General features: G+C 56.9%; 17 protein-coding genes and 1 tRNA gene. 7 read left to right on the forward strand and 11 right to left on the reverse strand.

The window, feature by feature from the left end:
* Nucleotides 1-37 precede the first annotated feature (37 nt).
* The gene (locus tag HX817_RS14385; RefSeq protein WP_177040460.1) at nucleotides 38-559 is read right to left on the reverse strand and encodes a hypothetical protein; all 522 of its coding nucleotides are present in this window, start codon (nucleotides 557-559) and stop codon (nucleotides 38-40) included.
* 96 nt (nucleotides 560-655) lie between these two features.
* Between HX817_RS14385 and HX817_RS14390 the strand changes: the two genes are divergently transcribed.
* The 5 genes from HX817_RS14390 (at nucleotide 656) to HX817_RS14410 (ending at nucleotide 4,801) form a co-directional block, all read left to right on the forward strand.
* The gene (locus HX817_RS14390) at nucleotides 656-967 is read left to right on the forward strand and encodes a hypothetical protein (protein WP_177040461.1); all 312 of its coding nucleotides are present in this window, start codon (nucleotides 656-658) and stop codon (nucleotides 965-967) included.
* 3 nt (nucleotides 968-970) lie between these two features.
* Complete coding sequence (locus HX817_RS14395) at nucleotides 971-1,336, forward strand: HNH endonuclease (protein WP_177040462.1); 366 nt, start codon at nucleotides 971-973, stop codon at nucleotides 1,334-1,336.
* A 49-nt stretch (nucleotides 1,337-1,385) separates the two neighbouring features.
* Nucleotides 1,386-2,519, forward strand: a complete 1,134-nt coding sequence (locus HX817_RS14400) for a site-specific DNA-methyltransferase (protein WP_177040463.1) — start codon at nucleotides 1,386-1,388, stop codon at nucleotides 2,517-2,519.
* Nucleotides 2,520-3,141: 622 nt separating this feature from the next.
* Nucleotides 3,142-3,363 (forward strand): hypothetical protein, encoded by a 222-nt coding sequence (locus HX817_RS14405; RefSeq protein WP_177040464.1) that lies wholly within the window; start codon nucleotides 3,142-3,144, stop codon nucleotides 3,361-3,363.
* A gap of 259 nt (nucleotides 3,364-3,622) precedes the next feature.
* A complete protein-coding gene (locus tag HX817_RS14410) occupies nucleotides 3,623-4,801 on the forward strand; it encodes a tyrosine-type recombinase/integrase (RefSeq protein WP_106118489.1) in 1,179 nt (392 codons plus the stop codon).
* 79 nt (nucleotides 4,802-4,880) lie between these two features.
* Here HX817_RS14410 and HX817_RS14415 read toward each other — a convergent pair.
* The 9 genes from HX817_RS14415 to thrS form a co-directional block, all read right to left on the reverse strand.
* A tRNA-Pro gene (locus HX817_RS14415) sits at nucleotides 4,881-4,957 on the reverse strand.
* Nucleotides 4,958-5,047: 90 nt separating this feature from the next.
* Nucleotides 5,048-5,404 carry a MerR family transcriptional regulator gene (locus HX817_RS14420; protein WP_003219935.1) on the reverse strand — a complete coding sequence of 119 codons (357 nt, stop codon included), beginning with the start codon at nucleotides 5,402-5,404 and terminating at the stop codon, nucleotides 5,048-5,050.
* Entirely contained in the window at nucleotides 5,385-5,687 is a 303-nt protein-coding gene (gene ihfA, locus HX817_RS14425; RefSeq protein ID WP_002553164.1) for an integration host factor subunit alpha, read from the reverse strand. The genes HX817_RS14420 and ihfA overlap by 20 nt, the downstream gene beginning before the upstream one ends.
* A gap of 3 nt (nucleotides 5,688-5,690) precedes the next feature.
* Complete coding sequence (gene pheT, locus HX817_RS14430; RefSeq protein ID WP_177040465.1) at nucleotides 5,691-8,069, reverse strand: phenylalanine--tRNA ligase subunit beta; 2,379 nt, start codon at nucleotides 8,067-8,069, stop codon at nucleotides 5,691-5,693.
* A 26-nt stretch (nucleotides 8,070-8,095) separates the two neighbouring features.
* Nucleotides 8,096-9,112 (reverse strand): phenylalanine--tRNA ligase subunit alpha, encoded by a 1,017-nt coding sequence (gene pheS / locus HX817_RS14435; RefSeq protein ID WP_003219939.1) that lies wholly within the window; start codon nucleotides 9,110-9,112, stop codon nucleotides 8,096-8,098.
* Nucleotides 9,113-9,221: 109 nt separating this feature from the next.
* Entirely contained in the window at nucleotides 9,222-9,578 is a 357-nt protein-coding gene (rplT, locus tag HX817_RS14440; protein ID WP_003219940.1) for a 50S ribosomal protein L20, read from the reverse strand.
* Between the two features lie 28 nt (nucleotides 9,579-9,606).
* Nucleotides 9,607-9,801, reverse strand: coding sequence for a 50S ribosomal protein L35 (rpmI, locus tag HX817_RS14445; protein WP_002553160.1), 195 nt, complete (start codon nucleotides 9,799-9,801; stop codon nucleotides 9,607-9,609).
* A 59-nt stretch (nucleotides 9,802-9,860) separates the two neighbouring features.
* Complete coding sequence (gene infC / locus HX817_RS14450) at nucleotides 9,861-10,412, reverse strand: translation initiation factor IF-3 (protein ID WP_169875357.1); 552 nt, start codon at nucleotides 10,410-10,412, stop codon at nucleotides 9,861-9,863.
* Nucleotides 10,412-12,334: a threonine--tRNA ligase gene (thrS, locus tag HX817_RS14455; protein ID WP_003219944.1), complete on the reverse strand. Its 1,923-nt coding sequence runs from the start codon at nucleotides 12,332-12,334 to the stop codon at nucleotides 10,412-10,414. Before thrS ends, infC begins: the two co-directional genes overlap by 1 nt.
* A gap of 364 nt (nucleotides 12,335-12,698) precedes the next feature.
* Between thrS and HX817_RS14460 the strand changes: the two genes are divergently transcribed.
* Both HX817_RS14460 and HX817_RS14465 read left to right on the forward strand, forming a co-directional pair.
* The gene (locus HX817_RS14460; protein WP_080673250.1) at nucleotides 12,699-13,013 is read left to right on the forward strand and encodes a hypothetical protein; all 315 of its coding nucleotides are present in this window, start codon (nucleotides 12,699-12,701) and stop codon (nucleotides 13,011-13,013) included.
* A 289-nt stretch (nucleotides 13,014-13,302) separates the two neighbouring features.
* Complete coding sequence (locus HX817_RS14465) at nucleotides 13,303-13,515, forward strand: cold-shock protein (protein WP_003179963.1); 213 nt, start codon at nucleotides 13,303-13,305, stop codon at nucleotides 13,513-13,515.
* Between the two features lie 73 nt (nucleotides 13,516-13,588).
* On the opposite strand, the gene HX817_RS14470 is transcribed toward HX817_RS14465, so the two are convergent.
* Nucleotides 13,589-13,909, reverse strand: coding sequence for an I78 family peptidase inhibitor (locus tag HX817_RS14470; protein WP_008438688.1), 321 nt, complete (start codon nucleotides 13,907-13,909; stop codon nucleotides 13,589-13,591).
* Nucleotides 13,910-14,029 lie beyond the last annotated feature (120 nt).

A 14,029-nucleotide genomic window follows, 5' to 3' on the forward strand; every position in this document is an offset into this window, starting at 1 on the left:
CAGGGTTAGCAGACATCAACAAATTAGAAGAGGTTGATTATTGCTCTTCAAAATCAGAATAGGATTGAAGCACATGCTTTCTGGCTTCTAACTCACCTAACTTATCTAAAGCACCTAGAGATGTGTGAAGAGAGCTATAAACTATCAAAGCAGAAACATTGAACCTAATACGGGGAACATCAGACTTAAACTCATCAAACACATCTGCAAGCTCAAGTTTTTTACACATATCAATTATGTCAGGATGAGAGAAGCTAAGCCCTTCGAGCGCCTTGTGAGCAAATTTGTTCCTGATTTTTATCAGGCGAGAAAACTCATCACGCTCTCTTCTAGAGATAGCGCCTATTAGGAAAGCATTGCTCACAGTGGTTGAGAGCCTGCCAAACGGCGCAATGGACCGAAGTTCTTCATTGCTACACACAGGTAGGCGATGCTTTACCGTTTCAATCAATAAATCTTCCAACACACAAAGAACAAGCACCGCACAACCACGATCTGACTCACTCTTAAACTCATCAATAAATTTAGTTATCTTTCTTCGATCTTCTCCAAAAATCATAACCCCTCCATTTCAAACTGATTACCCGCCCATACAAAATCGCTACTTATTGATCCATTTAACCAAGATTGCCGCTATAGCGGCAAGGACGAAGTCATGACCACTGAAAACCAAAGCACTGAGTTCGAACTGAACGGCTCCCAACCTGCACGCCCTGATCTGCGCTGCTACAGCGTCGGCGATCAAGACTGGGTAGCGGCAACCAGCGAAGACGAAGCGCGGCGTGTGCTGGCTGAGATGAACGGCGATGACCCTACCGACTACGCAGACTGGGACGTCGAGTTGACCAGCGAAACCATGCTTGATCGGCAGTGGACGGACGAGGATCCGCCGCACGCTGAATGTGGGTGCCTTCGCGACTGGTTGGCCGAAGCAACTGAGCCCACCTACCTGATGGGTACGGAGTGATAAATGCGCCTAAAGAAAGCTGAGCGCGAGCAAGTGCGCCTGAAGTACGGCGGGCACTGCGCCTACTGCGGGGTGCTGCTGGGTGACCGGTGGCACGCCGACCACCGAGAGCCAGTCATCAGGGTCAGTGATGAGCGCGTGGCCGAGCAGGCCGAGAATCACAACCTCGACAACATGATGCCGGCCTGTGCGCCCTGCAACATCAGCAAGGGCCGGCAGACGCTGGAGGGCTGGCGGGCCTGGAGCACCGGGCACATCAACTCCCTCAACAGCTACCACTCCATCTACCGTCTGGCCAAGTCCTACGGACTGATTGCCGAGACCGGAGCGCCGGTGGTGTTCCACTTCGAAAAGGAGCAGCAGCCATGATCGCCCCCCTCAGGTTCGCCTACGTCTTCATCTACAAGGGGCCCAGGCCATGAAACAGCATCGCGTTTTGATCGGCGACTGCATTGAGTCGATGCGGACGCTACCGGATAAATCGGTTCAAATGTGCGTTACCAGCCCGCCCTACTACGGCTTGCGGGACTACGGTGTCGAGGGCCAGATCGGCCTGGAGGAAACGCCTGCCGAATTTATCGCGCGATTGGTGGATGTGTTCCGCGAGGTGCGTCGAGTACTCCGCGACGACGGAACGGCCTGGGTGAATATGGGTGATAGCTATGCCGGCTCCCGCTGCGGTGGCAACAGTCAGTCAATTACCGGCGTCGGGCGCGATGAAAGCGTTACAGCCGCCAAGGCCCGCCGCACCGTTGCCTCCCGCCGTAGGGATAATGAAAGCGTTCCGCGCAGTGACTACGCCGTACCTGGGTTCAAGTCCAAGGACATGATGGGAATGCCCTGGCGCTTGGCCTTTGCCCTGCAGGACGATGGCTGGTATCTGCGCCAAGACATCATTTGGCATAAGCCAAATCCAATGCCGGAGAGTGTCCGCGACCGCTGCACTAAGGCCCACGAGTACATTTTTTTGCTGAGCAAGTCGGCGAAGTACTACTACGACCAGGCGCCAATCCTTGAACCATGCTCACCCAACACCCACAACCGCCTCTCACAAGACGTTCTCTCGCAGATCGGGAGTGAGCGCGCCAACGGCGGGGCCAAGAGCAACGGTAACATGAAGGCGGTGGCTAGGAAGTCAAACGGCGTGGGCTGGGGTCACGGTACCGACAGTGAAGAAAGAGCGCGGGGGCGAATCAAGGACAACGATTCGATGAACTCAGCCCTCGCCGTTATGCCCACCGAGCGAAATAAACGCAGCGTATGGACTGTGCCGACGCACAGTTTCAAGGGCGCACACTTCGCCACCTTCCCGCCTGACCTGATTCGCCCATGCGTCCTGGCCGGCGCGCCACTCGGCGGCATCGTGCTTGACCCTTTCGGCGGTGCCGGTACGACGGCGGTGGTCGCCATGCAGGAAGGCCGCAGATCAATCCTGTGCGAACTGAACCCGGAATATGCCGCAATGGCTGAGCGGCGTATCGCAGCAGCCTGGCTCGACGGCGCGGCGCAGATGGATGTCTTCCGCGACACAGCGCAACACCCAGCAGCCTAACCCCAATCCCCCTACATGCCTGCCGGTGAGCGGCGGGAGGAATCACGGAAGCTGACTATCAACCCAGCGCTCTGCCGCTGTCATTGCTTCGTCCAATGCGGCTGGGTAATCGGCCCACGGCCCTGAAAGCTCAGCAGCGACTTCACCCATTCCGTGTATGTCCACGGGCTCGATGATTGTCGCGGATGTAGGCACCGGGTCGTTCGGCCTTTTCCAGACGAACTTGAGGAATACCGTGTGACCTCGGTACTCATGAGCAATCGGCACATCCAGATTATGTGACACGCGTCCTCCCACAGGCGCAACGAATCGAACACCTGTTGTACACCCATCCAAAGGGTTGAGAAACCCGAGCAAAAAGCCATTACTCCATTCCCCTACATGCCTGCCGGTGAGCGGCGGGCGAGGTATTCCCGTGGACGAAGAAAGCCAAGTGCAGTGTACCCGCTGCCGGAACAAGCACCTTCACAGCGATCGCAAGAGCGTGCCGAGCAGTTGGCTCAAAGGTGTTCGCGACCTCGTATGCCCGCGCTGCAACTGCCGCAATTACTACCGCCTCGGCGCCGACGGCAAACGTACCAACTAACCCACCTTCTGCCGCCCAGCGCGGCAAGGACACCACATGTTCGCAATCAAACTCACCCTGATCCTGCTGGGCGCTTTGCTGTATGCGTTCGCCAGCGCCGGCTGGTTCTTTTGGCTCGGCCCACGCCTTCTGGCGGACGGCGACACAGCCGACATCCTCTACGCCTTCGCCGGCACCTGCGGCTGGATGCTGATCACCTTCAGCCTGGTAATTCACATCATCAAGACGGCGCGACCCACAGCGGCCGGCGGGAGGTAGCTATGGGGGCACAGCAACTGATACCCCGATTCATACGAGCAAAGGAAGCGCCAGGCTATTTAGGTATGTGTCGCGCAATTTTCGACGAAACCGTCAGGCCTTACGTCAGCGAATTTCCCATTGGCGGCCGCGGCGTAGGGTTCGATCGGCAGGAGCTTGACGACTGGGCAACGGCGTACGTCGAGGCAAAGTCGATTGATAAAAAAGGCGCAACGGAGCAACAATCGCCCCGCAGCGAGCGCCAGAAAGGAGATAAATCATGGCGCGAAAATCGATCACAGGCCTCTCTCAGCGGAAAGGTATCTGGCACATCGACAAGAAAATCAACGGAGAACGACTTTACGAAAGCACTGGAACTGGTGACCGGGAGGAAGCGGAGCGCTACTTGATCTACCGGCTTGAGCAGATTCGGCAACAGAAGGTGTATGGAGTAAAGAAGGTGAGGATCTGGCGGGAGGCGGCGACTCGCTTCTTGCTGGAGTTCAAAGACCAGCCGTCAATCAAGCTATCCGCCCATCACCTTTCACAGCTGGACCCTTTCATTGGCGACATGCCGCTGACCCACATTGATGACCAGGCCCTTGTGCCTTTCATCAAGGACAGGCTGGCGACAAAGAAGCTGGAATGCGGAAAGGTGAAGAAAGGTGTCAGCAACAGAACGGTGAATATCTCGATCGAGCGTGTGGTTCGGGTTTTGTCGTTGTGTGCCAGGAAGTGGCGAGATGATGAGCGTAGGCCGTGGCTGGATAGCGTGCCGATGCTCACGAAACTGGAAGAGAAGAAATCGAGCCGCAAGCCGTACCCAATGTCGTGGCCGGAGCAATCGATTCTTTTTGGAGAGTTGCCGGCCCACCTGCAAACGATGGCGCTGTTCAAAGTGAACACTGGGACGCGGGAGCAGGAGGTTTGCAAGCTGAGGTGGGATTGGGAGATCGCGGTACCGGAACTGGGCACCAGCGTATTTCTGATACCGGCCGACTTCGGTGGCCGGCATGAGCGCTCCGGCGTCAAGAACGGTGACGAGAGGCTGGTGGTGCTGAATAGCGTGGCCAGGTCGATCATTGAAAAGCAGCGCGGTATCAGCAAGGAATGGGTTTTCCCTTACAACGGTACCGCGATGCACCGTATGAACGATTCGGCCTGGAAGAAGGCGCGGGTGAGAGCGGCGAAACTCTGGCAGGAGGAAAACCTTCGCCCCGCTCACCCAGGTTATGCATCCATAAGGATTCACGACCTCAAGCACACATTTGGCCGCCGCCTGCGTGCAGCAGGCGTAACCGAAGAAGATCGCAAGGCCCTTTTGGGGCACAAGAACGGCAGCATCACCAGCCACTACTCGGGCGCTGAACTCGGGCATCTGATCGAAGCTGCGAACATGGTATCAGCAACCGATTCCCGAGGGCCGGTTCTGACAATTTTGAAGAGGAAGCAGGCGTGAGAAAACGACAAGTCACGCAAAAGTCACGCACATGAAAAAGGCCAATGCTGTGAACATTGGCCTAAGTCATTGAATTATATGGTCGGGACGGAGTGATTCGAACACTCGACCCCTAGCACCCCATGCTAGTGCGCTACCGGACTGCGCTACGCCCCGACTAGGCGTGTTACTGGGTTCGCTTCGCAACGAAGCGATCAGGAATATACCGCAAGCTTTTGAAATGTGGAAGTATTTTAAAAGCCGGAATTACTTCTTCAAAACCACCAGCACATCTTCCAGTTCGGAGATCATCTGGCGGATCATTTGCTTGTATTGGGTGGTGTCGTCTTTGGCTTCATCACCGGACATACGCTGGCGCGCGCCGCTGATGGTGAACCCCTGGTCGTACAGCAACGCACGGATCTGTCGGATCATCAGCACATCCTGGCGCTGATAATACCGACGGTTCCCGGTGCGTTTGACGGGGTTGAGTTGAGGAAACTCCTGCTCCCAATAGCGCAGCACGTGCGGCTTTACCGCACAGAGCTCGCTGACTTCACCAATGGTGAAGTAGCGTTTGCCTGGGATGACGGGCAGCTCGTCGTTATGACTTGGTTCCAGCATAAGCCTCAACTCGGGCCTTCAACTTCTGCCCTGGACGAAAGGTGACCACACGGCGAGCCGTGATCGGGATTTCTTCTCCCGTTTTTGGATTGCGGCCAGGCCGCTGGCGTTTGTCCCGCAGGTCAAAATTGCCGAAACCGGACAATTTGACCTGTTCGTTGTCTTCAAGTGCGTGCCTGATTTCTTCAAAGAACAGCTCGACCAATTCCTTGGCCTCGCGCTTGTTCAGGCCCAGCTCTTCATACAGACGTTCCGCCATCTCAGCTTTCGTCAAAGCCCCCATACGTCACTTCCTTAACGTGGCGTTCAACCTTTGTTCGAGCGAGGTGAGGATATTTTGCGTCGTCGTATTCACCTCATCGTCATTAAGAGTGCGCGATGGATGCTGCCAGGTCAAGCCAACTGCAAGGCTTTTTCTATGCGGATCAATGCCTTTACCCTGATAGACGTCAAATAGCCTGAGGTCTGTCAGCCATTCCCCTGCATTTTCACGGATTACGTCCAGAACAGCACTGGCCGCAACACCTTGATCGGCAATCAGCGCCAGATCACGTCGTACTTCAGGGAAACGCGACAACTCGCTGAATTTAGGCATTTTGCCCGAGGCCACTTTAGCCAAGACTAGCTCAAAAACGAAGACTGGACGGTCCAGCCCCAAGGTTTTCGACAGTTCCGGGTGAATCGCGCCAACGAAGCCCACCAGGCGACCTTCACGTTCGATACGGGCGGTCTGGCCCGGGTGCAACGCCGGGTGTTTGCCAGGGGTGAAAGTGAAGGCATCCAGCGCACCGGCAAAGCCCAGCACCGCTTCCACATCGGCCTTGACGTCGAAGAAGTCGACGGTGTCGCGACCTTGTGCCCAGCCTTCCGGCAGACGGCTGCCGCAAACCACGCCAGCCAGCATCGGCTCTTGCTTCAGGCCATCCAACTGACCGACAAAACGCAGCCCGCTTTCGAACATGCGCACGCGGTCTTGTTGACGGTTCAGGTTGTGGGAAAGCGCCTTAACCAGACCCGGCCACAGCGACGAGCGCATGGCGGCCATGTCGTTGGAGATCGGGTTAGCCAGCAACAGCGGCTCGACACCCGGGTTGAACAGTTCGAATTGCTTTGGATCGATGAAGCTGTAGGTCACCGCTTCCTGATAACCACGGGCAACCAGCAGGCGACGCAGTTCCGGCAGGTGTGCACGGGCTTCGGCTTTCGGCTGCGGCGCCAGGCGCGCTTGCGGGTAACGAACCGGCAGGCGGTTGTAGCCGTACAGGCGGGCCAGTTCTTCGATCAGGTCGACTTCCAGGCTGATATCGAAGCGATGGCTTGGCACTTCTACGTGCCACTGCCCTGCTTCACCGGCCGAGATGCCGAGGCCGAGTGCCGACAGCAGGCGCTCGATTTCAACCGGCTCGATCACCAGGCCGAGCATTTGCTCAACGGCCTTGGCGCGCAGGATGATCGGTGCAACCGACGGCAGGTGCTGTTCGCTGACGGTTTCGATGATCGGGCCGGCTTCGCCGCCAGTGATTTCCAGCAGCAGGCCAGTGGCGCGCTCCATGGCTTCACGGGCCAGCTGCCAGTCCACGCCACGCTCGTAGCGGTGCGAGGCGTCGGTGTGCAGGCCGTAGGAACGGGCCTTGCCAGCGATGGCGATCTGATCGAAGAAAGCGCTTTCGAGAAAGATGTCGCGAGTGGTTGCGGACACGCCACTGTGCTCACCCCCCATCACGCCGGCAATCGCCAGGGCGCGGGAATGGTCAGCGATCACCAGGGTGTCGGCACGCAGGCTGACTTCCTGGCCGTCGAGCAGTACCAGCTTCTCGCCTTCCTCGGCCATGCGCACGCGGATGCCGCCGTTGATTTCGGCGAGATCGAAGGCGTGCAGCGGTTGGCCCAGTTCCAGCATCACGTAGTTGGTGATGTCGACGGCAGCGTCGATGCTGCGCACTTCGGAACGGCGCAGGCGCTCAACCATCCACAGCGGGGTTGGCTTGGACAGGTCGACGTTACGGATCACGCGACCCAGGTAACGTGGGCAGGCGTTGGGGGCCAGCACTTCGATCGAACGCACTTCGTCGTGCACGGCAGGTACCGCTGCAACCACCGGGCGGGTCACGGTCGCGGCGTACAGTGCGCCGACTTCACGCGCCAGGCCCGCCAGCGACAGGCAGTCGCCGCGGTTCGGGGTCAGGTCGACCTCGATGCTGGCGTCTTCCAGTTCCAGGTAGACACGGATGTCCTGGCCCACTGGCGCATCGGCCGGCAGTTCCATCAGGCCATCGTTGCCTTCACCGACCTGCAGTTCCGCCTGGGAGCACAGCATGCCGTTGGACTCAACGCCACGCAGCTTGGCCTTCTTGATCTTGAAGTCGCCTGGCAGCTCGGCACCGATCATGGCGAACGGGATTTTCAGGCCCGGGCGCACGTTTGGCGCTCCGCACACGACCTGGAAGGTTTCCGCGCCGTTGCTGACCTGGCACACACGCAACTTGTCAGCGTCCGGGTGTTGCTCGGTGCTCAGCACCTCGCCCACTACCACGCCACTGAAAACACCGGCGGCCGGCGTAACGCTATCGACCTCAAGGCCGGCCATCGACAGACGAGCAACCAGCTCGTCGCGACTTACCTGCGGGCTTACCCAGCCACGCAGCCATTGTTCACTGAATTTCATCCTGCTCTCCTAAAGATCCGTTACGACTAGCGAAATTGCGCGAGGAACCGCAAGTCGTTGTCGAAGAACAGACGCAAGTCGTTCACGCCGTAACGCAGCATGGCCAGACGTTCAACGCCCATGCCGAAGGCAAAGCCCGAGAATTCTTCCGGGTCGATCCCGGACATGCGCAGTACGTTGGGGTGAACCATGCCGCAACCCATCACTTCCAGCCAGCCGGTCTGTTTGCAGACGCGGCAGCCTTTACCGCTGCACATCACGCATTCCATATCGACTTCAGCGGATGGCTCGGTGAACGGGAAGAATGAAGGACGGAAACGTACCGCCAGCTCCTTCTCGAAGAACACCCGCAGGAATTCTTCGATGGTGCCTTTGAGGTCGGCGAAGTTGATGTCGCGATCAACCAGCAGGCCTTCGACCTGGTGGAACATCGGCGAGTGGGTGATATCGGAGTCGCTGCGATACACACGGCCTGGGCAGACGATGCGGATCGGCGGCTTCTGCGATTCCATGGTGCGGACCTGTACCGGCGAGGTATGGGTGCGCAGCAGCATGTTCGCGTTGAAATAGAAGGTGTCATGCATCGACCGGGCCGGGTGGTGGCCTGGGATGTTGAGCGCCTCGAAGTTGTGATAGTCGTCTTCAACCTCAGGGCCTTCGGCAATGCCGTAGCCGATGTGGGTGAAGAACTGCTCGATACGTTCCAGAGTCCGGGTAATCGGATGCAGGCCGCCCGAGGTCTGGCCACGGCCAGGCAGGGTCACGTCAATGGATTCGGCGGCGAGCTTGGCCGCAAGATCAGCCTCCTCGAGCGACGCCTTGCGCGCATTGAGAACCTCTGTAACACGCTCCTTGGCCACGTTGATCAGCGCACCGACTTGCGGACGCTCTTCAGCCGGCAAATTCCCCAGGGTCTTCATCACCTGAGTCAATTCACCCTTTTTGCCAAGGTAGTGAACCCGGATTTGCTCCAGGGCATTGATATCTTCTGCGCTTTGCACAGCCTCTAGTGCTTGAGAGACCAGCGCATCCAGGTTTTCCATGTACAGACTCCAGATACAAAATAGGGGAAGAGCTTGAAGGCTCTTCCCCTATTTAAGACGTTTAACACCGTGGGCCGCGGAAGCGACCCAGGGTGACTGTCGGGGGTACTTAAGCCAAGGTGGCTTTAGCTTTCTCGACAATCGCAGCAAACGCCGCTTTTTCGTTCACTGCCAGATCAGCCAGAACCTTACGGTCGATCTCGATGGACGCTTTTTTCAGGCCAGCGATGAAACGGCTGTAGGACAGACCGTTAACACGTGCACCAGCGTTGATACGAGCGATCCACAGAGCGCGGAACTGACGTTTTTTCTGACGACGGTCACGGTAGGCGTATTGGCCAGCCTTGATAACCGCTTGCTTGGCAACACGGAATACGCGTGAACGCGCGCCGTAGTAGCCTTTAGCAAGTTTCAGAATTTTCTTGTGGCGCTTACGCGCCATGACGCCACGCTTTACACGAGCCATGAGTTACTTCCTCTATTCTTGACTAAAATTAACGAAGGCGCAGCATGCGCTCGACTTTTGCCACGTCAGACGGATGCAGCAAGCTGCTACCGCGCAGTTGACGCTTACGCTTGGTCGACATTTTAGTCAGGATGTGGCTCTTGAAAGCGTGCTTGTGCTTGATACCGTTAGCAGTTTTCAGAAACCGCTTAGCAGCACCACTTTTAGTTTTCATCTTTGGCATGTTCGGTACTCCGCATTCAGTTGATAAACATAATCAGAAGGCCTGCCGTGCCCTATTGATTACTTCTTCTTTTTCGGGGCGATGACCATAATAAGCTGGCGTCCTTCCATCTTAGGATGCTGTTCGACCGAACCGTACTCGAGCAGGTCAGCTTCAACCCGCTTGAGGAGTTCCATCCCCAGCTCCTGGTGGGCCATCTCACGGCCGCGGAATCGCAAGGATACCTTGGCCCTGTCCCCATCACTCAGGAAACGTACCAGGTTGCGCAGTTTTACCTGGTAATCCCCTTCCTCCGTCCCTGGACGAAACTTGATTTCTTTTACTTGAATCTGCTTCTGGTTCTTCTTCGCCGCGGCAATCTGCTTCTTCTTCTCGAAGATCGACTTGCCGTAGTCCATCACCCGGCAAACGGGTGGGATTGCGTCGGCGGAGATTTCCACCAGGTCCAATTTGGACTCTTCAGCAATACGAAGCGCTTCATCAATCGAGACGATGCCAATCTGCTCGCCGTCAGCGCCAATTAACCGAACCTCGCGTGCCGAGATATTCTCGTTGATCGGGGCTTTCGGTGCAGCTCGTTTATCTTGTCTCATTTCACGCTTAATAATAATTACTCCGAATCTGGGCGACCACGCCGGGAAACCGCTTGCGCGAGGAACTCAGCGAACTGGGCGACGGGCATCGAGCCCAGGTCAGCACCTTCACGAGTACGCACAGCGACAGTCTGCATCTCGACTTCCCGATCTCCGATAACCAAAAGATAGGGAACCTTGAGCAAAGTATGCTCGCGGATTTTAAAGCCGATCTTTTCATTTCTCAAGTCGGACTTGGCACGAAATCCGCTTTCATTGAGAGTTTTTTCAACTTCAGCGGCAAAATCTGCCTGTTTATCAGTGATATTCATGATCACTGCCTGGGTCGGAGCCAGCCACGCAGGGAATGCACCCTCGTAGTGCTCGATCAGGATCCCGACGAACCGTTCGAACGAGCCGAGGATCGCCCGGTGCAGCATAACCGGGTGCTTACGGCTGTTGTCTTCGGAGACGTATTCGGCTCCCAGACGGATCGGCAGGTTAAAATCGAGCTGCAGGGTACCACACTGCCAGACGCGACCAAGGCAATCTTTCAGCGAGAACTCGATCTTCGGACCGTAGAACGCGCCCTCGCCCGGCTGCAAGTCGTACGCAAGCCCCGCACTGTCCAGCGCTGCGGCCAGTGCAGCTTCGGCGCGATCCCACAGTTCGTCGGAACCGACGCGTTTTTCCGGACGAGTGGACAGCTTCATCTCGACTTCGGTGAAACCGAAATCGCGGTACACGTCCATGGTCAGCTTGATGAATGCAGCGGATTCGGCCTGCATCTGCTCTTCGGTGCAGAAGATGTGGGCGTCATCCTGAGTGAAGCCGCGCACGCGCATGATGCCGTGCAGTGCACCCGATGGCTCGTTACGGTGGCAGGCACCGAACTCGGCCAGGCGCATCGGCAACTCGCGGTAGCTCTTCAGGCCCTGGTTGAACACCTGTACGTGGCACGGGCAGTTCATCGGCTTGATGGCGTAGTCGCGGTTTTCCGACTGGGTGGTGAACATGTTGTCGGCGTAGTTGGCCCAGTGCCCGGATTTCTCCCACAGGCTGCGGTCAACGACTTGCGGCGTCTTGATCTCCAGGTAGCCGTTGTCGCGCTGAACCTTGCGCATGTACTGCTCGAGCACCTGGTACAGGGTCCAGCCGTTCGGGTGCCAGAACACCATGCCCGGCGCTTCTTCCTGGAGGTGGAACAGGTTCAGGCGCTTGCCGATCTTGCGATGGTCGCGTTTTTCGGCTTCTTCGATGCGCTGGATGTAGGCCGCCAGCTGCTTCTTGTCAGCCCAGGCAGTGCCGTAGATCCGCTGCAACTGTTCGTTCTTCGCGTCACCGCGCCAGTAGGCACCGGACAGCTTGGTCAGCTTGAACGACTTGAGGAAGCGTGTGTTCGGCACGTGCGGGCCACGGCACATGTCGACATATTCTTCGTGGTAATACAGGCCCATGGCCTGCTCGTCCGGCATGTCTTCCACCAGGCGCAGCTTGTAGTCTTCGCCGCGGGCGGTGAACACGTCGATCACTTCGGCACGCGGAGTGACTTTCTTGATGACGTCGTAATCTTTTTCGATCAGCGCGTGCATGCGCTGTTCGATAGCCGCCAGGTCGTCCGGGGTGAAAGGACGCTCGTAGGCGATGTCGTAATAGAAGCCTTCGTCGATGACCGGGCCGATGACCATCTTCGCGGTTGGGTACAGCTGCTTGACCGCATGGCCAATCAGGTGCGCGCAAGAGTGGCGAATGATCTCCAGCCCCTCTTGATCCTTGGGCGTGATGATTTGCAGGCTGGCATCGCCGGTGATCAGGTCGCTGGCGTCAACCAGCTTGCCGTCGACCTTGCCGGCCACGGTGGCCTTGGCCAGGCCGGCACCAATGGATGCGGCGACCTCGGCTACGGAAACCGAATGATCGAATGAACGTTGACTGCCGTCGGGAAGAGTAATAGTTGGCATGGCGCCTCCTCTCCTAGTGGTGACCCCTACCAAAGGTCACGTGGGTTGGGATGAGCCAGTACAAGATCCAATACCAGGCCGTTCAGTGATGAACGCCTGCCTTACAGCGGCAGGAGCCTTTCGGCCAACCGATAATCGAACCAGAGTGACTGGAGTTAAACAAAAAAGACCTTGGCAAGGCGGCATAGGGCGCGCCGGAAAATAGCCAAGCGGAGGATGCTAGCACAGATGAACGGTCATGGCGCCGAAGCCGCTTCACGAAACGAAAATTCCCGGCTTTTAAGGGCAAAAGTGAACTTGAACTGTACGGCAGCCCTCAAACACACCGAGAATCGCCGTTCGTCCACGACTCCAGGAGCATTTGATTATGCGTTTTACCTCGACTTTCGCCCTTGCTGCATCCCTGACCCTCATGTCCCTGGGTGCGCACGCCGCAGCCCCGTCGAACTGGCCTGCCGGTGCGCGGGACAGCTTCATCAAGGATTGCAGCGCAGCCGCCCAGCAAAGTGTTGATGCCAAAACCGCCAAAGACCACTGTGAATGTGGCGCGGACAAAATCAATGCCGAATTGAGCAGTGCCGAAATCAAGGAACTCATGACCAACCAGAACGCAGATCCTGCGCTCAAGACCAAAGCTGTGACGGCTATTTCGTCCTGCAAAGTCGTGAAGAAAAAGTAATTTTTACACCCTGCCAGACCGGCTGAAGGACCAGAAATCGCCATGAAAACTGCCATTTCTCACAAATTACGCAGCTTTTACGGCTTTTTTTAACAGCTGATATTTCGCCTGAAAGCCCCGTAGATCGGGGCTTTCAGCCAACCAAGGCATGAAACACAACGCGATTGATTAGCAAACAATGCCTTGGGGGGGCTCCCAAGCCGAACATTTCGACTATGATAGCTCGGTGTGCCCAGTTGGCCTGAGCAGCACAGCACTACTGAAAATATATGTTTCTTGGAGATACACCATGTCTAATCGCCAAACCGGCACCGTTAAATGGTTCAACGATGAAAAAGGCTTCGGCTTCATCACTCCTCAAGGTGGCGGTGACGACCTGTTCGTACACTTCAAAGCTATCGAAAGCGACGGTTTCAAAAGCCTGAAAGAAGGCCAAACCGTTTCCTTCGTGGCTGAGAAAGGCCAAAAGGGTATGCAAGCTGCACAGGTTCGCCCAGAGTAATTCTGCGCCGAACTAAAAAAACCCCGTCCATGTGACGGGGTTTTTTATGGCCTGGAGAAAAGCGCTGGAGCAATCAGCCGCAATTGACCCGATTGATCACAAGGTTGTCATCGGTATTGAGGTTCAGGCGATCGGAGCGGTATTCCAGCGTGACCATGTCATCTGGCTTGAGAATGCGTGCGTTCTGCGCTCCGGCGCGGCTACGGGCCTGTTCCAGCAATTGTGGCGAAGCTTTCTGGCCGATTGCGAACTCGGCAGCCTTCGCCTCACAGCGGCTATGACCAGCATCGGTCACAGCAGTGTCTTTGGCTGGCTCAGAGGTACCCGGGGTGCTGCAACCCGACAAGGCGAGCGCAGCCAACAAAGTACCGAATGATGCGAGCTTCCAAGGCATGAAGCCTCCTTTGAGAAAAAATGGACAGAGATCGTGCGACCGTGGTTTGGCCGATTGGTTTCAGAATTGTCACAATTGGCTGTGGGCCAGTCTGCCTGAGTCGACACCGGGCGCTGGCGA

It is taken from the genome of Pseudomonas sp. C6002 (assembly GCF_013385805.1).
Classification (GTDB): domain Bacteria; phylum Pseudomonadota; class Gammaproteobacteria; order Pseudomonadales; family Pseudomonadaceae; genus Aquipseudomonas.